The organism is Methylomarinovum tepidoasis (assembly GCF_030294985.1).
Classification (GTDB): Bacteria; Pseudomonadota; Gammaproteobacteria; order Methylococcales; family Methylothermaceae; genus Methylohalobius; species Methylohalobius tepidoasis.
Genome location: NZ_AP024718.1, coordinates 486,857 through 504,917, shown reverse-complemented (window position 1 = coordinate 504,917; position 18,061 = coordinate 486,857). Strand labels below are relative to the sequence as shown.

General features: G+C 60.2%; 20 protein-coding genes. 6 read left to right on the top strand and 14 right to left on the bottom strand.

Annotated elements, in window-relative coordinates; all coding sequences use genetic code 11:
• Window positions 1-13 precede the first annotated feature (13 nt).
• Complete coding sequence (locus tag MIN45_RS02530; protein WP_286293175.1) at window positions 14-2,827, top strand: caspase family protein; 2,814 nt, start codon at window positions 14-16, stop codon at window positions 2,825-2,827.
• Between the two features lie 52 nt (window positions 2,828-2,879).
• On the opposite strand, the gene MIN45_RS02525 is transcribed toward MIN45_RS02530, so the two are convergent.
• The 10 genes from MIN45_RS02525 to MIN45_RS02480 form a co-directional block, all read right to left on the bottom strand.
• Window positions 2,880-4,094 (bottom strand): autotransporter outer membrane beta-barrel domain-containing protein, encoded by a 1,215-nt coding sequence (locus tag MIN45_RS02525; protein ID WP_286293174.1) that lies wholly within the window; start codon window positions 4,092-4,094, stop codon window positions 2,880-2,882.
• 297 nt (window positions 4,095-4,391) lie between these two features.
• Window positions 4,392-5,549: an O-antigen ligase family protein gene (locus MIN45_RS02520; RefSeq protein ID WP_286293173.1), complete on the bottom strand. Its 1,158-nt coding sequence runs from the start codon at window positions 5,547-5,549 to the stop codon at window positions 4,392-4,394.
• The gene (locus MIN45_RS02515; protein WP_286293172.1) at window positions 5,546-6,013 is read right to left on the bottom strand and encodes a hypothetical protein; all 468 of its coding nucleotides are present in this window, start codon (window positions 6,011-6,013) and stop codon (window positions 5,546-5,548) included. Before MIN45_RS02515 ends, MIN45_RS02520 begins: the two co-directional genes overlap by 4 nt.
• Complete coding sequence (locus tag MIN45_RS02510; RefSeq protein WP_286293171.1) at window positions 5,994-6,689, bottom strand: head GIN domain-containing protein; 696 nt, start codon at window positions 6,687-6,689, stop codon at window positions 5,994-5,996. Before MIN45_RS02510 ends, MIN45_RS02515 begins: the two co-directional genes overlap by 20 nt.
• A 1-nt stretch (window position 6,690) precedes the next feature.
• Window positions 6,691-7,251 carry an OmpA family protein gene (locus tag MIN45_RS02505; protein ID WP_286293170.1) on the bottom strand — a complete coding sequence of 187 codons (561 nt, stop codon included), beginning with the start codon at window positions 7,249-7,251 and terminating at the stop codon, window positions 6,691-6,693.
• A gap of 20 nt (window positions 7,252-7,271) precedes the next feature.
• A complete protein-coding gene (locus MIN45_RS02500) occupies window positions 7,272-7,577 on the bottom strand; it encodes a hypothetical protein (protein ID WP_286293169.1) in 306 nt (101 codons plus the stop codon).
• Window positions 7,574-9,250, bottom strand: a complete 1,677-nt coding sequence (locus tag MIN45_RS02495) for a DUF4384 domain-containing protein (RefSeq protein WP_286293168.1) — start codon at window positions 9,248-9,250, stop codon at window positions 7,574-7,576. The genes MIN45_RS02500 and MIN45_RS02495 overlap by 4 nt, the downstream gene beginning before the upstream one ends.
• A gap of 19 nt (window positions 9,251-9,269) precedes the next feature.
• Window positions 9,270-9,620 carry a hypothetical protein gene (locus MIN45_RS02490; RefSeq protein WP_286293167.1) on the bottom strand — a complete coding sequence of 117 codons (351 nt, stop codon included), beginning with the start codon at window positions 9,618-9,620 and terminating at the stop codon, window positions 9,270-9,272.
• A 15-nt stretch (window positions 9,621-9,635) separates the two neighbouring features.
• Window positions 9,636-10,079 (bottom strand): hypothetical protein, encoded by a 444-nt coding sequence (locus tag MIN45_RS02485; protein WP_286293166.1) that lies wholly within the window; start codon window positions 10,077-10,079, stop codon window positions 9,636-9,638.
• Between the two features lie 54 nt (window positions 10,080-10,133).
• On the bottom strand, window positions 10,134-10,448 hold the full coding sequence (locus MIN45_RS02480) for a hypothetical protein (protein ID WP_286293165.1): 315 nt from the start codon (window positions 10,446-10,448) through the stop codon (window positions 10,134-10,136).
• A 272-nt stretch (window positions 10,449-10,720) separates the two neighbouring features.
• Between MIN45_RS02480 and argS the strand changes: the two genes are divergently transcribed.
• On the top strand, window positions 10,721-12,478 hold the full coding sequence (gene argS / locus MIN45_RS02475; RefSeq protein ID WP_286293164.1) for an arginine--tRNA ligase: 1,758 nt from the start codon (window positions 10,721-10,723) through the stop codon (window positions 12,476-12,478).
• Window positions 12,479-13,048, top strand: coding sequence for an SPOR domain-containing protein (locus tag MIN45_RS02470; RefSeq protein WP_286293163.1), 570 nt, complete (start codon window positions 12,479-12,481; stop codon window positions 13,046-13,048). It begins immediately after the preceding gene.
• A 17-nt stretch (window positions 13,049-13,065) separates the two neighbouring features.
• Here MIN45_RS02470 and MIN45_RS02465 read toward each other — a convergent pair whose 3' ends face one another.
• Window positions 13,066-13,200, bottom strand: a complete 135-nt coding sequence (locus MIN45_RS02465; protein WP_286293162.1) for a hypothetical protein — start codon at window positions 13,198-13,200, stop codon at window positions 13,066-13,068.
• A gap of 1 nt (window position 13,201) precedes the next feature.
• Window positions 13,202-13,369, bottom strand: a complete 168-nt coding sequence (locus tag MIN45_RS02460; RefSeq protein ID WP_286293161.1) for a hypothetical protein — start codon at window positions 13,367-13,369, stop codon at window positions 13,202-13,204.
• Between MIN45_RS02460 and MIN45_RS02455 the strand changes: the two genes are divergently transcribed.
• The 3 genes from MIN45_RS02455 to MIN45_RS02445 all read left to right on the top strand — a co-directional run bounded on the left by MIN45_RS02455 (window position 13,368) and on the right by MIN45_RS02445 (window position 16,255).
• Window positions 13,368-14,549 (top strand): DesA family fatty acid desaturase, encoded by a 1,182-nt coding sequence (locus tag MIN45_RS02455; RefSeq protein WP_286293160.1) that lies wholly within the window; start codon window positions 13,368-13,370, stop codon window positions 14,547-14,549. The two genes, MIN45_RS02460 and MIN45_RS02455, sit on opposite strands and share 2 nt — an antisense overlap.
• An 86-nt stretch (window positions 14,550-14,635) precedes the next feature.
• Window positions 14,636-15,610, top strand: coding sequence for a malate dehydrogenase (locus MIN45_RS02450; protein WP_286293159.1), 975 nt, complete (start codon window positions 14,636-14,638; stop codon window positions 15,608-15,610).
• Window positions 15,611-15,652: 42 nt separating this feature from the next.
• The gene (locus MIN45_RS02445) at window positions 15,653-16,255 is read left to right on the top strand and encodes a c-type cytochrome (RefSeq protein WP_286293158.1); all 603 of its coding nucleotides are present in this window, start codon (window positions 15,653-15,655) and stop codon (window positions 16,253-16,255) included.
• 51 nt (window positions 16,256-16,306) lie between these two features.
• Here MIN45_RS02445 and xseA read toward each other — a convergent pair whose 3' ends face one another.
• Window positions 16,307-17,665, bottom strand: coding sequence for an exodeoxyribonuclease VII large subunit (xseA, locus tag MIN45_RS02440; RefSeq protein ID WP_286293157.1), 1,359 nt, complete (start codon window positions 17,663-17,665; stop codon window positions 16,307-16,309).
• Window positions 17,665-18,060, bottom strand: a complete 396-nt coding sequence (locus MIN45_RS02435; RefSeq protein ID WP_286293156.1) for an RNA-binding S4 domain-containing protein — start codon at window positions 18,058-18,060, stop codon at window positions 17,665-17,667. The genes xseA and MIN45_RS02435 overlap by 1 nt, the downstream gene beginning before the upstream one ends.
• Window position 18,061 lies beyond the last annotated feature (1 nt).

The following is an 18,061-nucleotide window of genomic DNA, read 5'->3' as shown; positions in this document are numbered from 1 at the left end:
TGGAGATCCGAGGATGAAAGCATCGCGTTGGCTTGCCCAGTTGTGGCTGTCCGGCGCCGCCTTTTTGACCGGTATGCTGGCCGGTTGTGCCTCCACGCCGATGGACGAGGTGGCCGTCGGTCCCGGACAGGTGGACAAATTGTACGTGGTGGATTGCCTGTTGCCGGCCCAGGTGCGGCAGTTGGGGCAGCATATGACCTATCTGGCTGCCCGCAAGGCCGTCCGGACCACAGCCATCGATTGTGAGATCCGCGGCGGCGAGTACGTGGCCCACGATCGCAGCAATTATGCCACGGCCCTGAAGATCTGGTTGCCCCAGGCCAGGGCCGGAGATGCCAAGGCCCAGACCTATGTGGGTGAAATCTACGAAAAGGGGCTTGGTCTGACGCCGGACTACCAAGCCGCCGCCCACTGGTACCGCAAAGCGGCGGAACAGGGTTATGCGCCTGCCATGATCAACCTGGGCTTCCTCTATGAAAAGGGCCTGGGTGTGCCCAGGGATCCGGTGGCGGCGCTCAACTGGTATCGCAGGGCTTCCGGTCTCGACAAGACCGACATCGCCTTTGCCGCTTCGGTGGAAGTCTATGAGCGCAAGATGGCTGCCTTGCGACAGGATGCGGACAAATACCGTCGGGAGGCCGCCGGGCTGCGGGAGAAACTGGCCATGCTGCAGTCAGAGCACCGACAGACCCTAAAGACGCTGCGGCGTTACCAGGCCCAGGTCCGGGCCGGCCGACGGGAGATTCAGCGATTGCGGCGACAGTTGCAACGTTTGCCGGCAGGAAGCGGTTCCGCGCTGAAGCAAAAGCTTGAAGAGCAGATCCGCCGCCTGCAGGAGAAGGAACAGATGGTGGGATTGCTGGAAAAGGAATTGCAACGTCAGAACCAGCAGCTTCACACCCTGCAGACCAGTACCTCCCAGACCATTCAGGCCAAAGAAAGCCGTATTCAGCAATTGGAGCAGGAGCTGGCGCAGCGCAATCGAACGGTGGAAGATCTCCGACATCAATTGGATCAGAGCCGCCAGCGCCTGCAACGCTTGCAGCAGCGGGTCACCCAGGGCAACCGGCAGTTGGCCGACCAGATAGCACGGCTGGAAGCACTGAAGCGCCAGGTGGCGGAGAAAAAAGCCAGCGGTCAGACCGATTCGGTGGACTGGCGCCGCCTGCAAGCGCAGTTGGCCGCCAAGCAGGCGGAAGTGGCACGTAGCCGCCAGGCCTTGAGCGATGTGCAGGCGGAAATGGCTCGTCTGCAGCGTCTCAATCAGAGTCTGGCGAGCAAACTGGCCGACCGTCAGCGCCAACTGGCCCGGTTGGCGCAACGTCTGAGCGGTGTTCAGCAAAAGGTTCAGAGCCAAGCCGAGCAATTGCAGACTTTGAACCGTACCCTGGCGGAGAAGGAACAGGCGATTCAGGACCTGCAGCAGCAATTGCAGGTGGCCAACCGCCAGCTTTTATCGCAACGTCAGGGCATCGAAGCCCTCAAGCGCCAGTTGGCCCGGAAAAAGGGAGACGGACACACCGGCGAAGCGGAACTGGCCCTGCTGTCCAGCCAGTTGCAGGCCAAGCAGATGGAACTGGCCCGCCAGCAGGCGCAGATACGGCAGCTGCAGGCACAGCTGGCTGATCTGAAACGCCAGGCCAGAGAGCAGCCGGTTCCGCTGGTGGCGCGGGCGGAAACCAAAGCCGCCGGTGGTCCCAGGATCGAGATCATCGATCCTCCACTGCGTCCCCAGCGGGGAAGCCTGATGGTGGTCACCCGTGGGCTGGTGGAGGCGAGGACCGTGGTCGGCCGGGTACAGACGGAAACAGGGCTGTTGGCTTTTCTGGTCAACGATCAGGACTTTCCGGTCGATCCTAGCGGCACCTTTAAGGTAAAGATACCGCTCAAGGGTGAAAAGACGCCCGTCCGGCTGGTGGCGATCGATCGGGCCAGTCGCCGCAGCGAACTGGAATTCATCATTCTGCGTGACACTCAGACTGCGGCGCCGGTCCCGCTCAAGGCGGGTTCCGAGGTGGAGGAAGAATTGTCCAGGCGTGTGGTCGATTCCCTGCCACGGGAAATTTTCGGCCGTTATTACGCCTTGATTATCGGCAACAATGCTTACCGGCATCTGCCGGTGCTCGATACGCCGATCAACGACGCCAAGGCGCTGGCCCGGGTACTGCGTACCCGCTATGGTTTCCAGACCAAGGTCCTGCTTGATGCCACGCGTTACGACATCCTCAAGGCACTCAACGAGTACCGCAAGATTCTGACCGAAAAGGACAACCTGCTGATCTACTATGCCGGGCACGGTACTCTGGAAAAAGTCACCCAGCGGGGATTCTGGCTGCCGGTGGATGCGGAGATGGAGAATACCGCCAACTGGATTTCCAATCAGGATGTCACCGACCTGTTGCGAATCATGAATGCCGCCCATGTGATGGTTATCGCCGATTCCTGTTATTCAGGATCGCTGACGCGCAGTTCGGTGGCGCGGCTGGAAGCGGGCATGAGCCCGGAGAAAAAAGCCGAGTGGATCAAGCTGATGCTCAAGGCAAAGTCGCGCATGGCACTGACTTCCGGCGGCCTGAGTCCGGTGCTCGATAGCGGGGGGGGCAACCATTCGGTGTTCGCCAAGGCGTTGATTCAGGCTTTGGAACGCAATGATGGCGTTCTGGAATCGTTCCGCCTGTATGCGCAGGTATCCGCGCTGGTAGCCGATGCGGCGCGGGAACAGGATTTCCATCAGGTTCCGGAGTTCGCGCCGATCCGTCATGCCGGTCACGAGGCGGGAGAATTCTTCTTCGTGCCAGTGCCCGGTACGGTACAGGCCGGGCTGTAGCTGGGCTGTAAGAAGGGGCCCCACGCCCGGGGCGTGGGGCCTGCGGTAAGGATCAGAACTGGACGCGGGCGCCCAGGGTGATGCGGTGGCTGCTGATGCGGTCGTAGCCCACCAGAGCTTCATAACCGACGAAGGCGGAAATTCCCTGGGCGAAGGTGGCGGTCAGGTCGCCGCCGAAGATGGCATAGTCTTCATCGGGATGAGGTACGAAAATGGAGAATTTCTGGCCGAGCGGGTCCCCCACGAAACTGGCTTTGATGGTACGACTGGGATCGCGGAATTCGTGGTGCCATTCCCCCCGCGCCTGGGGTACCACCACCCCCCACGGCAGGCTGATGGCATAGGCTAGACGTCCTCCCACGATGCTCTTCATCGATTCGATGTCCTGACTGTCGAAGCGCATGGCCCAACCCTGACCGCCCCGTTCCCGGTAATTGTCGATGTCCAGCTTGAGATAGCTGAAACGGGCGTAAGGCGTGAACTTGACCGACTGCCAATGGAGGTTGTAGCCGGTGCTGAGGGTCAGGCCCCACTGGCGGCCATCAGTGTCACCCTTGGCCTTGGTATCCACCACATCGAAGTTGTCAGGATCGGTGGAGGAGGCAAGGCGGTAGCTGATCTTGCGGTCTATGTCGAAATTGATGTGGCCGTAGGTGCCCAACACGTCCACGTAAAGGTTCTCAATGGGATAGAAAGAGCCATAAAGAGAGCCGATGTAAGAGTCGTTGTCTGACTCCCCTCCTTTGTGCTTGAAATCGTTATCGGAAGTGATGTAGGTAAAGGCACCCCCCACGATCAGCGATTCCAGAATCTTGTAGTCGGCCCCGGCGGTCACGCTCCAATTTTTGAAAGTGAAGCCCTTGACATCCCGGGTGGAGTCCACTTCCCCTAAATGATAGCTGCCGTTTAGCCAGACTCCCAGCTTGCCGAAAGCCTCGCTGCCGGCATTGCCGCCGCGCAGAGGCTGACCGTCCTTGTAGAGCTGAATACCGGCGAACCGGACCGAGTCCAGACCGGCGTGCAGAGTTTGCAGGCGTCCCAGGATTGAGGTATTGACCACATTGATGTTGCTGGCCATGGTGCGGGTGGCCTGCAGACCATATACCAGCAGCTGTTCAGGCGCGACCCGGAAGAGGGCGTTGCCCACTTCCGCAGGATTTGCGGTTTCATCCAGTGCAGTTCCGACCAGGCGATTGCAGCGGGTGCGGAATTGTTCTTCCAATTGCTCGTTGCGTTCGCTGCAGGCCTCGAACATCACGACGGCCATGGTTTTTTCGGTTTGATTAAGATTGAGGGATTGCTGCTGCCTCACCTTCAGTAGTAAGGGATTTTGCTGCTCGGTTGGTGAGGGAGGTTGCTGCTCGGTTGGTGAGGGAGGTTGCTGCTCGGTTGGTGGGGGAGTATCGGGGGTATCATAAGCAGCAAGAAGCTGTTGGCGCCAGTCAGGGGTCAACAGGGCGATGGTACCGCATAATCCTGCCAGTCCCGCGGTGGTTATTTTCCCGAGAAGCGCAGATGATCGGCGTGTTTTTCTCATAACCTACCTCCCACTCGATTTTTATTTTCATTTGCTGCAATGTTGATTGCTGCTCATCCAACCAATTATCGTCAGCAAAGTCAACCCTACCCATTGGCGCCACAGACTGAGTTCGAACAGGGCAGCAATGGAGAAACCGACGAAGGCAGCAATAAAAGCATATCCGAATATGGTTTTTTCTTGAAAAGCGAGCAGGTTTCTTAATGGCAGGGAAACGAGACCCAAGAAACTTAAGAAACCGGCCAATCCCAGTTCTGCCAGCAGCTCCAGATACAGATTATGGGCCCAGGGGGTGAGCCGTTGGTCGAAGACGATCCAGGCGGGCAAATCGGCAGGATCGAGGTATTGCCGATACAGGCCGAGATAACTGCCTGTACCGTGGCCAAGCCCCGGTGCGTCGAGAAACATGTGCCAGGCCGCCAGCCACAGGGGCAGACGGCTGCTCCAGGTTGACAGGAACTTTCCGGACAGGCGGAATCCCAGCACACCGTCGAGCACCAGGATGGAAACGGCCAGAAAGGCCAGTCTCCGGAGCAATCGTCGCCGGTACGGGGTTCCTGCCAAAAGGAAGAAAGTGCCGACCGTCACGGTGCTGACCAGAAGTGTCAGGCGGCTGCGATAGATCACCGCGAGCAGGAGAACGACAGCCAACGCGCTCCAACAGAGCCAACGGCTGCGATGACCGACTCCTCCAAGCAGAGCGAGTGGAAAAGGCAGCAAAATGGCGAACAGGACGGTGTCGTTGGGAACCCGGAAGGCTGTCAGACCACTGGCGGTTATCCATTCGGAAGGCGACTGATCGGGGTGCAGGATGGCGGTGATCAGCAGCCAACCGCCCAGACCCAGGGGGAAGGTGGTCAGTACCCAGGCCAGGGTGGATGTGTGGCGGCGCTCGAAGTACCCCGCCAGCAATAGATAGATCAGGGTGGCGGGAATCAAAGCCAGCATCAGGTGCAAGGCCCTGGTCTGATCCGGGCTGAGCAGGCAACCCAGCCCGACTGCCAGGAGAAAAGGAGGTAGGCCGAGCCGTGCCGGGTAGGAAAAACGAGGGGTCCGGCTCAAGGCGGTATGACTGCCGCAAATGGCCAGTCCGAGCAGACCCAGGTCGATGGGCAGCGGTAGGGAAAAGGTGAGCAGATAGAGAAATATCCCGCTTTCTGCGCTGCCGGGCGGTTTCCACTTCAAGGCGGTTTCAGAATGGTCAGGCGGTAAAGATTGCCCTGTTTATCAAAGGCCTGAATCAATCCTTTCTTGATTATTTTTCCGTAAATGTACTTCTGCCTATTTTCTTCATGAGCGCCCTTTTCTTTGTTCTGAGGTTTTTGATAATTTTGTGATTTTCTAGGGGTTTCCTTTACTGGGTTCTGGGTGTATACATAACCGGCGACCTTGGAGCGGTTTACTATTTGAACGGTGCCGTAAAAATACTTCGATCCGGAATAACCGGCTACTTTGAACCAGCCTTTGGATCGGTAGGAGCGATCTAATTTGTTTCGTCTGATACGGGGCGGTGGCTTTTGAGGCTTTGGGGAGGTGGTCTGGAAATCCAGGGTGGTCCTGACCAGGAAAGGACTTCCTTTCCCTTCGGTTGCCAGCACAAGTAGCAGGATGAGGGGCCACCACATTGGATCAGTCCATTGCTTCCACATCCCCGGCTCCCGAAATATGCGTGATCACTTGGGCAGGATGGCCGTAATAGGAAACATCTCCCGCCCCGGACAGGTCCACTTCCAAGCGCTGGCTGGCGTGGACAATCACATCGGCGGATCCACGCAGCCGGATCTTTACCGTTTCGGCCCGCAGCCGCCCCAGATCCAGATCACCGCTGCCATCGACGGTCAGATCCAGGCGTCCGACCCGGCCTTCCCCGCGAATGTCGTCACTGCCGGCCACTTTTACGGACAGTTCAGGGGAATGAATGCCATGCAGATAGACGTCTCCTGAGCCCTGAACCGTCAGCGCCCGAAGATCGGGACTGGTCACACGGGCCCGCAGGACGCCATCAGTCTGGAAGGAACGGCGGGTACGGATCTGAAGCCCGCCGCCCGTCACTCGGGTTTCGATCAGGGGTAACAGATTGCTGTCCCCCTCCAGGATGACTTCGCACCGTTTGCCGGGTGTGTATTCCAGATCGATGCTGGCCTCAAGGCGGATGTGATCGAAACAGGGCAGCCGGCGCTGTTCCGTGGCGAAGCGGTGATCGCCCTGCGTGATCCCTTGGCCGTACTCGATGCCGTCGATCACGATCTTGCCGGTATTGGTGCCGGCCGCCGCGGGGGCGATCAACAGCGGAAATAACAAGGATGAAAGCCAGTGGGTACGCATGTCAGTTCATCCGATGAAGTTCGACCCGGCGATTGAGCGGATCGTTGGGGTCCTTGCCGGGAAGGGGCCGATGTTCCCCGCGGCCAACCACGCGCAGTCGGTCCGGAGCGATGTCGAAATGGCTGACCAGATACTGTTTGACTGCCTTGGCCCGCTGGCGAGAAAGCCAGTCGTTGTAGCTTTCCGAGCCGATGGCATCGGTATGTCCTTCGATCAGCAGGCGCTCTCTGCGAAATTGCGCCATGGTCAGCATTCGGCCGATTTCATCCAGAAACGGTTTGGCATCGTCCCGAATGGTGGCGGAGTTGAAGTCGAACTGAATCGGCAGGGCGATGGCGATCGACTCTTTGGGAGCGCTTTGCGCTTCCACCGGACTGAAAGCCAGGGATCGGGTCTTGGGTTTGGCGGCTTTCTCAGGGAAGAGCAGTTTTCCCATCTCTTCCGCAGAAGGTGGGTTCTGGAACAATTTGACCTCTTCCCCATAGACAATGGGGGGCAGAATGGTCAGTCCCAGTACAAAAATCCGGAATAACCATTGCGTATGAGTCGCTTTCTTGGTCATCGTTAACCTCATATGGTTGTTCATTTCGGTTCCCACCTTGTTACACGGCCATCCGGGCCGAAAAACACCACTTGGGTCCGATATTCCCAGGATTCACCCCAATCGCCTTTCTTGGTTCCCTGGCAGGTATAGCAGCGTCGCCCCCAGGCGGCCCGAACCTGTTCTTTGGTCATGCCCTTGGCGATCATGCCGGCCCGGATCAGGCGCACCGTTTCCGGATCCCATTCCGGATGCTGGGCGATGTAGTCCTCCCGGCGGACAGGGGCGGTTTCACAGGCTGTCAGCCCTGTCAGGGCGATGATGAGAAGCAGGACACGCTTTTTCATGGCTGATCTCCCCCCGTTTCTACCGCGGCTTGGCTGGCGCTGCTGGGCAGAATCTGAAACGCTTCTTCGGCAAAGGCGAAACGCTTCTCTATTCCTTCAGTGATCACGTGTCCCTGGTCATCCAGAGGAAGGGAATCGGCGGGGATGGGGTTGACCGAGGCGATGGCATAAATGGTGTCTGTCCCCACGGGAGCCCCCACCGTCAATTTCACCGGGGCATTGGCGGGTGGAATCCGATAGACTTTTCCTGGGCGGGCAAAATTGTCATTCTGATAGGGGTTGGGAAACAGGGTGGCCATCTTTCCCACCGAATTGATGGTGATGATTCGTACGAACATCGGTTCGGTCACTTCGAAGAAGATTTCCAGCGGCTCACCGATCTGGTAAGCCGATTTGCTCAGCCATACCCGCACTTCGCCCAGGGATTTCTTCTTGGGCTCTGTCGGTTGCGATTTCTTCTGCCCGATACGATGTGTCGCTTTGGGTGGCGGCGTTTGCGGTTCGACGGCGGCGGTCGGAGCCGCCTGGGCCTGGAAGGCCAGTTCACGCAAGCGTTGGTTATAGGCGGCCAGCAGTCTGTCAACCCGTTGGCGGCGTGCGAGCGTCTCCCGATCCAGGGGAACGCTTTCGAACAACGCCAAGTAAATTTCTTCGCTTATATCTGGAGCCGAGAGGTTCTTTTCTTGCTTGAACTGGGAGATGGCTGTTCGGGTCTTCGCATCAAGTTTGCCGGTGATTTCCACGTCTTTTCCATACAGATACAGTAGCTCCTGGATTTTGGCGATCCGGTCCGGCTGTTCCAGTCGGTAAAACTCGTCGCGCAGGGCATCGAGGACTACCGGATCCGGTTCGGCATTGGGAATCAGCCGCCAATAGGGAAGTTTCTGGTATTTGCCAATAATTTGCAGGATGCTGAGCTGGACCAGCAGGCGGGTGGCGGCGTGGCGTCCTTGGATTTTCTTGATATTGCCCCGAAGCCCCAGGGTTTGGCCGTAGACGGTGAATCCCAGCTGATCGACGCCGAGCCCTTTGTGAACCTGAATGGAATTGACCGCCTGCATGAAGGGAATGCCGGTGAAAGTTTTGAAATCCAATAAATTGAAATCGAGCGTAATGCGGGCTAGAGAACTTTTGCGAGTATCCTCGAAGTCAAGCCCCATGGGGACTCCCAATTCTTCAGCGCTGCCACTGACGTCAGCCCCTTCCTCCTTGGTAACCAGACCTCGGTCGAATTCGGTCAGTCCTCCCACCAGGACTACATTGGGTAGCAATTTGTCACCCCATTCCGAATAGCCGGTCTGGGCGGTATTGAGCATGAATTCCGGATCGTATGGTACATACCAGATACCGCCTCCGATGGCGTTCAGGGTGCTTTTCACCATTTCCGAAATATCTTGGGGAATCTCACCTTGGGTGGGAAGAGAGGTGCCGGTACGATCGAAGGCTGGCTTCGCCATGATATAGAGCGGATCCCTGCCATAGATGGCATTGAGACGGCCTAGATTATGGATTGCTTCGCTAAAGACGGTAGTTTTAACTTCAGGTAAGGAAGTGTTTAAATCTAGATCCACATCCTGGGGATTAATACCGCAGGCAGAGATGAAGCAGAGTATCCCGGTGGATAACAGAACGTGGCGAAGCGGGTATAGGAAAGAGGGCAGGCAGGCTTTCATGAGGTATCACCGTATCGGTTCAGCGGGATATAGCATTAGAGTTTTTGATCTCAGATGAGTTAATGATTGTAGTGCCGGGCGCAATTTTACTGCCAATACCGAAAGTGATATTTCCCTGTCCCTGTTCACCCTGAGTGATGACCGGGCGTGAAGATTTCAAGCCTTTCTTGGCTCTTAATTCAGCTGCCTTGGCTTTCATAAGAATGAAGGGGACGTTTAGGGTAGGCTTGAGTGAATCATCGATCGGGTCGTCGATAGCAATGCCATCGTTGAGATCGTTGGCCATCACGGGAGGGACGGCGCCAAGCGCTAGCACCAAAGAACACAATGTCAATCTATTGGCGATCGATTGGAGGTTGCGGTAAGTCATGGTATCTATCTCAAATCATTTGATCACAATAGAACCCTGATTGGATTCATTGGTGCCCAATAAGCCACCGGTTCCCATGACATCTACAGCGACGTTAGCAGAATTCTTGATGTTAGCATTGTTTACGACAGTCACTCCGTTCAGAGATCGCTTGATTACCACCGATCCCTGATTGGCCCGGGCAGTGCCGCCTGCACTGATGGCGGCGTTGGCGGAATTGGTGACCTTGGCCCGATTGATGACCGTGACATTATTCAGACGGGCGCCTTTGACCTGGATGCTGGCTTGATTGGCTTCTGCCTTACCGGCGCCGCTGATGGCGAGGTTAGCGGCGTTCTTGACCGTGGACTTGTTGGTGATGGTCGAGTTCTTGATCTTAGAGCCGGCTGCGAGAACGGTTTTTATTCCGGTGAATGCCAGGCCGATACTTATAAGGAAAATCAGAATTCGTGTCCACATGGGGAGATCCTCCAAGGAAAATGAGGCCATCCTTGGCCCCGTTACGTTTCCTGATTATTCGATGTCGATCGAACCTTGGTTGGCCTTGGTGCTGCCGAGGCCGGTGCTGATGGCGAGGTTGGCGGCATTCTTGACCGTGGACTTGTTGGTGATGGTCGAGTTTTTGACCGTGGAGCCTTTGATCTTGATGCTGCCCTGGTTGGCTTCTGCCTTTCCAATCCCTGTGCTGATGGCGAGGTTGGCGGCGTTCTTGACCGTGGACTTGTTGGTGATGGTCGAGTTCTTGATTTTAGAGCCGGCGGCCATGGCGCCAGAAGCCAGGGTCAAACCCACGATAGCGGCGGTCAGTGCAGTGATGGTCTTGGTCATGATCGTATCTCCTGTTTGAAATCAGTCTGTAGGTTGCCTTTCGGTCTGTTTGGTTGTGATCGAGTCTCAATGTTCGTTAGCTGAACATCTCACTCGCCTGTGATACACGGACCTGTTCTGTTTTTTCTGCCAGCCATATAGATAATAATTTTTCATATCCATATTCTTTTTCTTGGGTTGTCCCTGTGTCGTGGCGCCGGTCGGGTAGGGCTCATTTTTTGTAGTCATGGCCGGTTTCAAAGATAATAGTTACCTTTTTTCAGTTAGAGAGCATGAAAGACCAGCTGCGAAGTTTGTTGGAGAAGGCGGTCGAGCGCCTGCAACGGCAGGGCGTGTTGCCGTCCGACGTTCGGGCCGTCGTCAAAGTGGACCGCGCCCGCGATGCCGCGCACGGGGATTTCGCCACCAATGTCGCTTTGGTTCTGGCCAAGGCAGCGGGGAAACCGCCCCGGCAATTGGCGGAGGCCATCGTCGTGGCGTTGCCCCGGGAAGCGTGGATTCGCAGGGTCGAGATCGCCGGTCCCGGCTTTATCAATTTCTTCATCGATCCGGCGGCCCAGTTCGCCATCGTCGGCCGGATCCTGGAACAGGGCGGGCGCTTCGGCCACAGCGACATCGGCCGGGGGCGGCGCATTCACATCGAGTTCGTCTCCGCCAACCCCACCGGGCCCCTGCATGTCGGCCACGGCCGCGGCGCCGCCTACGGGGCCAGCGTCGCCAATCTGCTGGCCGCCACCGGCTTCCGGGTGCACCGTGAATATTACGTCAACGACGCCGGCCGCCAGATGGACATCCTTACCGTCAGCATCTGGATGCGCTATCTGGAGGTGTGTGGCGAGGCGGTGCCGTTTCCAGCCAACGGTTACCGCGGTGATTACGTCCGCGACATCGCCCAGGCGCTGCACGCGCGCGTCGGCGACCGCTACCGTCGCCCGGCGGCCGAAGTGCTCGCCGGTCTGCCGCCGGACGCTCCGGAAGGGGACAAGGAAACCTACATCGACGCCCTGATCGTGCGGGCCAGACAGCTGTTGGGGGAGGCGGCTTACGAGGACGTTTTCCAGACCGGCCTGCAGGCGATCCTGGCCGATATCCGTGAAGACCTGGAAGCCTTCGGCGTCCACTACGACCAGTGGTTCTCGGAGCGGGACCTGGTCCGCGCCGGGCGGGTCGAGCAGGCGCTGGAGACGCTGCGCCGGGGCGGCTGGCTGTACGAGAAGGACGGCGCCGTCTGGTTCGCCTCCAGCCGGTTGGGGGACGAGAAGGACCGGGTGGTGGTGCGCGACAACGGCCAGTACACCTATTTCGCCTCCGACATCGCCTATCACCTGGACAAGCTCGAACGGGAATTCGAACATCTGATCGACGTCTGGGGCGCCGACCACCACGGTTACGTGCCCCGGCTGAAGGCGGCGATCCAGGCCCTGGGGGCCGATCCGGACGTCCTGGAGGTCAGGCTGGTGCAGTTCGCTGTCCTTTACCGCGGCAAGGAGAAGGTGCCCATGTCCACCCGCGCCGGGGAATTCGTCACCCTGCGCCAGCTGCGGGAGGAGGTCGGCAAGGACGCGGCCCGCTTCTTCTACGTGATGCGCAAGCCGGAACAGCACCTGGATTTCGACCTGGAGCTGGCGGTGTCCCAGTCCAACGACAATCCGGTCTATTACGTCCAGTACGCCCACGCGCGGGTGTGCAGCGTGTTCCGCCAGTTGCGCGAGAAGGGCTGGGAATGGGACCGGGAGGCCGGGCTGGAGAACCTGCCCCGTCTGACCGAATCCCACGAGCAGGCGCTGCTCGCCACTCTCGGGCGCTATCCGGAGGTGGTCGAGCGCGCCGCCCTGCTGCGCGAGCCCCATCAGTTGACCCACTATCTGCGTGAGCTGGCGGCCGAATTCCATACCTATTACAACGCCCATACCTTCCTGGTGGAAGATGCCGCCTTGCGCAATGCCCGCCTGTGCCTGATCGCGGCGGTGCGGCAGACGATTGCCAACGGTCTGGGGTTGTTGGACGTCAGCGCACCCGAGTCGATGTAGATGGCCCGCCGTCCGCCGCCCCGCCGCCGCCCCGCCTCCCGTTCCCGCCGTCCACCGCGGCGGGAACGGCGGGCGCCCTGGTGGCTCTGGGGCGCAGTGCTGGCGGTGCTCGGCGGTTTCGGCTACTTCCTCTATGACCTGTCCCGGGAGGCGCCCCCTGCGCCGGCCGCGAAGAAGCCCCCGGCAACCCCTCGGCCGGAGGCGGCCGAAAAAGGCGGCAAGGCCAAGGAACCGCGCTTTACCTTCTATACCCTCCTGCCGGAAAAGGAGGTCATCGTGCCGGAAGGCGAGGTCCGCACCCGCAAGCGCGAGGAACAGTTGGGGCGGGCCTCCAAAGGGCGTTATTTCGTTCAGGCTGGATCGTTTCGCAGTTTTCGCGATGCCGACCGGCTCAAGGCGCAGCTGGCGTTGCTCGGGGTCGAAGCACAGATCGAGCGGGCCCAGGTGCGGGGGGCGACCTGGTACCGGGTGCGGCTGGGGCCTTTCACCTCCATGACCGAGGTGGAGCGGATTCGCACCCGGTTGCGCCGGCACCGCATCGACAGCGTGGTCCAGACGGCGAAGCGATGATACGCGGGTTCCTGTCGCTAGGGGTGGCGGTCGGATTGCTGGGATGCAGTGCCGCGGCGCCGGGGTATCGTCGAGGCGGTCCGGCTCGACGATACCGCGCGGATCGCCCGCCCTGCTCTGGCCGACACCAGCGCCACGCATTCCTGCATCATCTTAACGCGGTTTACGGCTATCGGCCGTTTTAAGATCGTTATTGAAGTTTCCCTTGTGGCAGGTGTGGCTTTGGGCTACACTCGAACGTGCTTTCTGAATGTTTCCGCATTGAGAAAGGCCGCCTTCAGGGCGGCTTGTTTCATTTTTGATTTCCGGTTTTTTCTTCATGTTTGGACTCTTTGAACTCCCCTGGTGGGGTTACCTGCTCGTCATCCTTGCCCTCACCCACGTCACCATCGTCTCGGTCACCCTTTACCTTCACCGTTGCCAGGCCCACCGGGCCATGGATCTGCACCCCCTGGTCAGTCATTTTTTCCGTTTCTGGCTGTGGCTGACCACCGGCATGCGCACCAAGGACTGGGCGGCGATCCACCGCAAGCATCACGCCCGCTGTGAAACCGAGGAGGATCCCCACAGCCCCCAGGTGCTCGGCATCCGGAAGGTGCTGTTCGAAGGGGCTGAGCTTTACAACCAGGTCCGCGCCGATCGTGAAGCTATCGAGCAGTACGGCTGGGGGACGCCCGACGACTGGCTCGAGTGTCACATCTACAGTCATCCCCGCATCGGCGATCTGGGCATCGCGTTGATGCTGGCGATCGATCTGGTTTGTTTCGGTGTCCTGGGTCTGACCGTGTGGGCGGTGCAGATGCTGTGGATTCCGGTGTGGGCCGCCGGGGTGATCAACGGCCTGGGGCATTACGTCGGCTACCGCAATTTCGAAACCGAGGATGCGGCCACCAATCTGATCCCCTGGGGCATCCTCATCGGTGGCGAGGAGCTGCACAACAACCATCACGCCTACCCGTCCTCGGCCAAGCTCTCCCTGCGCTGGTGGGAATTCGATCTGGGGTGGCTGTACATCCGCCTGCTGTCGTTGTTCGGGCTGGCCAGGGTGAAGCGGGTTGCACCCAAGGTGAGGATCGAGGCCGCCGCTGGCGAGCCGAGCGCCGAGACGGTCAAGGCGCTGATGCGCAACCGTTTCCACGTACTGACCCTCTACGCCCGCAAGGTGATTCTCCCGGTCCTGCGTCTGGAGTCCCGCCGCGCCGATCGCTACCTGCGCCGATTGTTCCGCCAGGCCAGGCCGCTGCTGGTGCGGGAGGACCTCACGCTCGACGGCGAGCGGGAGCGGTTGCTGCAGCGGGCCATCGAGGCCAGCGACACGCTGGAGACGGTCTACGATTTCAAGAACCGCCTCAAGACGATCTGGGCGCGCAACCTGCCCCACCCGGAAGCGCGTCTTCAACAGCTTAAGAGGTGGTGTCAGGAAGCGGAGCAGAGCGGCATCGACACCCTGCGGGAATTCGCCGCGCTGCTGCGAGGCTATCGCCTGCAAGCTGCGGTCTGACTGTAAAGGCTTGTGCTACCCGTTTTGTCAAATCTTTCGGGTAAAGGTAAAGTAATTGGGGATTGGCACACACTGATGGGGGCGAGATGACGCCGATACGCATTGCAGTGACCGGGGCCGCCGGACGGATCAGTTATTCCCTGCTGTTCCGTATCGCCGCAGGAGAATTGCTGGGACCGCAGCAGCCGGTGATCCTGCATCTGCTCGATGTGGAGGCGATGGATCGGGTGATGCAGGGCGTCGCCCTGGAATTGCTCGACTGTGCCTTCCCGTTGCTGGCGGGGGTGACGACCACCCATGTCCCTGACGAAGCCTTCTCCGATGCCGACCTGGTGTTTCTGGTCGGCGCCCGTCCCCGAGGGCCGGGGATGGCGCGCAAGGACTTGCTCCAGGCCAACGCCCGCATCTTCGCCGAACAGGGGCGGGCGCTCAATCGGGTCGCGGCCAGGGAGGCCCGCATTTTGGTCGTCGGCAATCCGGTCAACACCAACGCCCTGATCGCCATTCACAACGCCCCCGATCTGGATCCCCGCCAATTTTCCGCCATGACCCGCCTCGATCACAACCGCGCCCGCAGCATGCTGGCGGCCCGGTGTCAGGTGCCGGTCACGGCGGTGCGGCGCATCTCCATCTGGGGCAACCATTCCGCCACCATGTTTCCCGATCTGCTGCATGCCGAGGTGGAAGGGCGGCCGGCGTTGGAGCAGGTGCCCTGGGATTGGTACGTGAACACTTTCATTCCCCAGGTCCAGCATCGGGGCGAGAACATCATCGATCTGGAAGGGCGCTCCAGTGCCGGGTCTGCGGCCCATGCCGCCATCGAACACATGCGCGACTGGGTGTTCGGCACCCCGCAAGACGACTGGGTCAGCATGGCGGTTTGGAGCGACGGCAGTTACGGCATCGCCAGGGACATCGTGTTTTCCTTCCCGGTGACCACGCGGCAGCGGGACTGGCAGGTGGTTTCCGGCCTGGAACTGGACGATTTTTGCCGTGAGCATCTGGCCGCGACCGAGAAAGAGCTGCTGGAAGAGCGAGATGCGGTGCGGGAATTGTTATAATTGACAGGTTGTTTTTTGTCCGTTTGGGGGAGTGACAAATCCATGAACAAGAAAACCTTTTTGGGAGCGGCCGGTGTCTGGCTGCTGGCGGCAGGTACGGTACAGGCGGCAGGCGATCCGGTCGCCGGCAAGGAAAAATTCTATGCCTGCCGGGGTTGCCACAGCATTCCCAGCTACTCCAACGCCTATCCCAGCTATCATGTGCCCAAGATCGGCGGTCAGACCGAGCCTTATCTCGTCAGCGCCCTGCAGACCTACAAAACAGGAGCCCGCAAGCATGCCAGCATGAACGGCAACGCCGGCAGCCTGAGCGAACAGGATATCGCCGACATCGCTGCCTATCTGACCAAGCTGGAGGGTAAGGAACAGGAAGGGCCGGTCACCGGTGACGTGGACAAGGGCAAGCAGGTGGCCGCCAAGTGCGCCAGTTGTCACGGCGAGGACGGCAACCCGCCGGCACCCAACTTCCCGCGTCTGGCCGGTCAGTACGAAAGCTATCTGGTCAAGGCCATCCAGGACTATCAAACCGGTAAGCGCGCCAACCCGGTCATGCAGTCCATGGTGCAGGGATTGTCGGAAGAGGACGTCAAGAACGTTTCCGCCTATTACGCCAGCAAGGTGGGGTTGAGCGTGGTGAAGGACTGATCCGACATCAGCCGCAAGTCCAGGCAAAGGCGTCCTTCGAGGGGCGCCTTTTTAACGCCCGGTTTTTTCCACCCGGCAGTGCAGTCGTCCCCGGGCCAGCCGCACCTCGACGGCATCCCCGGGACGGACCTGGTCCGCGGCGGTGAGGACGTGTCCCTGCGTATCGGTGACCAGGGCGTAGCCTCGTTCCAGCGTCGCCAGCGGACCGACCGTCGCCAGGGTCCGGCTGAGTGTGCCCAGGCGGGTGTGGGCCAGGGAAAGGCGTTGCGCCTGACTCTGATGCAAGCGCTGCCGCAGGGTGGTCAAGGATTGTCGGTGCCGCTGCAGTCGTTGCTGCGGGTGGTGGCGCAGCAGTTGATGGCGGAGAAGGTGCCATGGTTGCCGCCGTTCCTGGAGGTAACGGCTCTGCGCCCGCCGCAGCCGAGCCTCCAGTTCGTTAAGGTGCTGGGCGTGATCGCTCAGCCGCCGCCGGGGATGGAGCACGTGCAGCCGGCGTGCCAGCCACGCCGTATTGTGCTCGAGTCGCCCCAGCTGCCGCTGCACGGCCCGGTGCAGGCTTTCCCGCAGGCGGCGGATCTGGATCGTGACCGCCTCGCCGTCCGGGCTGACGGTTTCGGCTGCGGCGGAAGGGGTCGGGGCGCGATGGTCGGCGGCGAAATCGGCGATGGTGAAATCGATTTCGTGGCCGATGCCGGTGACGACCGGGATCCGGCTGGCGCGGATCGCGCGGGCGACCTGTTCCCCGTTGAAAGGCCAGAGATCTTCCAGGGAGGCGCCGCCGCGCACCAGCAGCAGCACGTCGCAGACGCCGTGGCGGTTGGCGCGCTCCAGGGCGGCGACGATTTCCCTCCCGGCTTGTTCCCCCTGGACCTGACACGGGTAGAGGATCACTTCCAGGGCGGCGAAGCGCCGTCGCAGCACCGTCAGCACGTCCCTGATCGCAGCCCCCGTCGGCGAGGTAATGACGCCGATGCGTTCCGGCCAGGCGGGGAGGGGACGTTTGTGTTCGGCGGCGAACAGTCCCTCGGCCGCCAGGCGCTGCTTGAGGTCTTCGAAGGCCCGCCGCAGGGCCCCGTCGCCGGCAGGCTCCATGGTCTCCACCAGGAGTTGGTAGTCTCCCCGCGGTTCGTACAGGCTCACCTGGGCTTTTACCAGCACCTGGAGACCGTTTTCCGGCACGAAACCGAGGTTTTGATTGTGGCGCCGAAACATGGCGCAGCGCACCTGGGCCTTGGCGTCTTTGAGGCTGAAGTACCAATGGCCGGAAGCCGGACGGGCCAGATTGGAGATCTCCCCCTCGATCCAGAGTCGGGGAAAGCTATCTGCCAGCAGCCATTTGACCTCGCGGTTGAGGCGCGAGACGCTGTAAACGTCCCGCACCTGACGGGACGGATCGACGACCTCCGCCATCAGTCCGCCCCCCGCTTGAAGCGGTGGATCAGGCGGCGCTGTTTCTTGTCCGGGCGGCGCTGGGGGTGGCCTGCGGCCTCCCGCTGAGCGCGCCGGCGGGCCACTTCTTCCTGGCGGCGGGCGTGGCTTTCCGGGGTTTCTTCGTAGAGCAGGACCGCTTCCTTGGCCGGGCGCCGCCGGGTTTCGAGGGCGACCACGGTGATCTCCCAGGTGTAGGGTTCCTTGGTGATCTCGATCCGGCTGCCGACGCCGATTTCCTTGCTGGGCTTGACCCGTTGCCCGTTCACATGGACCTTGCCGCCCTTGACGGCCTCGGCGGCCAGGGTGCGGGTCTTGAAGAAACGGGCGGCCCAGAGCCATTTGTCCAGGCGCATGCGTTGGGAGGATTCGGACATG

Bases quoted from the DNA above. Each gene is read 5' to 3' on its own strand.
- MIN45_RS02530 (WP_286293175.1), top strand. From the start codon at position 14: ATGAAAGCATCGCGTTGGCTTGCCCAGTTGTGGCTGTCCGGCGCCGCC.
- MIN45_RS02525 (WP_286293174.1), bottom strand. From the start codon at position 4,094: ATGGCCGTCGTGATGTTCGAGGCCTGCAGCGAACGCAACGAGCAATTG.
- MIN45_RS02515 (WP_286293172.1), bottom strand. From the start codon at position 6,013: ATGTGGAAGCAATGGACTGATCCAATGTGGTGGCCCCTCATCCTGCTA.
- MIN45_RS02510 (WP_286293171.1), bottom strand. From the start codon at position 6,689: ATGCGTACCCACTGGCTTTCATCCTTGTTATTTCCGCTGTTGATCGCC.
- MIN45_RS02505 (WP_286293170.1), bottom strand. From the start codon at position 7,251: ATGACCAAGAAAGCGACTCATACGCAATGGTTATTCCGGATTTTTGTA.
- MIN45_RS02500 (WP_286293169.1), bottom strand. From the start codon at position 7,577: ATGAAAAAGCGTGTCCTGCTTCTCATCATCGCCCTGACAGGGCTGACA.
- MIN45_RS02495 (WP_286293168.1), bottom strand. From the start codon at position 9,250: ATGAAAGCCTGCCTGCCCTCTTTCCTATACCCGCTTCGCCACGTTCTG.
- MIN45_RS02490 (WP_286293167.1), bottom strand. From the start codon at position 9,620: ATGACTTACCGCAACCTCCAATCGATCGCCAATAGATTGACATTGTGT.
- MIN45_RS02485 (WP_286293166.1), bottom strand. From the start codon at position 10,079: ATGTGGACACGAATTCTGATTTTCCTTATAAGTATCGGCCTGGCATTC.
- MIN45_RS02480 (WP_286293165.1), bottom strand. From the start codon at position 10,448: ATGACCAAGACCATCACTGCACTGACCGCCGCTATCGTGGGTTTGACC.
- argS (WP_286293164.1), top strand. From the start codon at position 10,721: ATGAAAGACCAGCTGCGAAGTTTGTTGGAGAAGGCGGTCGAGCGCCTG.
- MIN45_RS02470 (WP_286293163.1), top strand. From the start codon at position 12,479: ATGGCCCGCCGTCCGCCGCCCCGCCGCCGCCCCGCCTCCCGTTCCCGC.
- MIN45_RS02465 (WP_286293162.1), bottom strand. From the start codon at position 13,200: ATGATGCAGGAATGCGTGGCGCTGGTGTCGGCCAGAGCAGGGCGGGCG.
- MIN45_RS02455 (WP_286293160.1), top strand. From the start codon at position 13,368: ATGTTTGGACTCTTTGAACTCCCCTGGTGGGGTTACCTGCTCGTCATC.
- MIN45_RS02460 (WP_286293161.1), bottom strand. From the start codon at position 13,369: ATGAAGAAAAAACCGGAAATCAAAAATGAAACAAGCCGCCCTGAAGGC.
- MIN45_RS02450 (WP_286293159.1), top strand. From the start codon at position 14,636: ATGACGCCGATACGCATTGCAGTGACCGGGGCCGCCGGACGGATCAGT.
- MIN45_RS02445 (WP_286293158.1), top strand. From the start codon at position 15,653: ATGAACAAGAAAACCTTTTTGGGAGCGGCCGGTGTCTGGCTGCTGGCG.
- xseA (WP_286293157.1), bottom strand. From the start codon at position 17,665: ATGGCGGAGGTCGTCGATCCGTCCCGTCAGGTGCGGGACGTTTACAGC.
- MIN45_RS02435 (WP_286293156.1), bottom strand. From the start codon at position 18,060: ATGTCCGAATCCTCCCAACGCATGCGCCTGGACAAATGGCTCTGGGCC.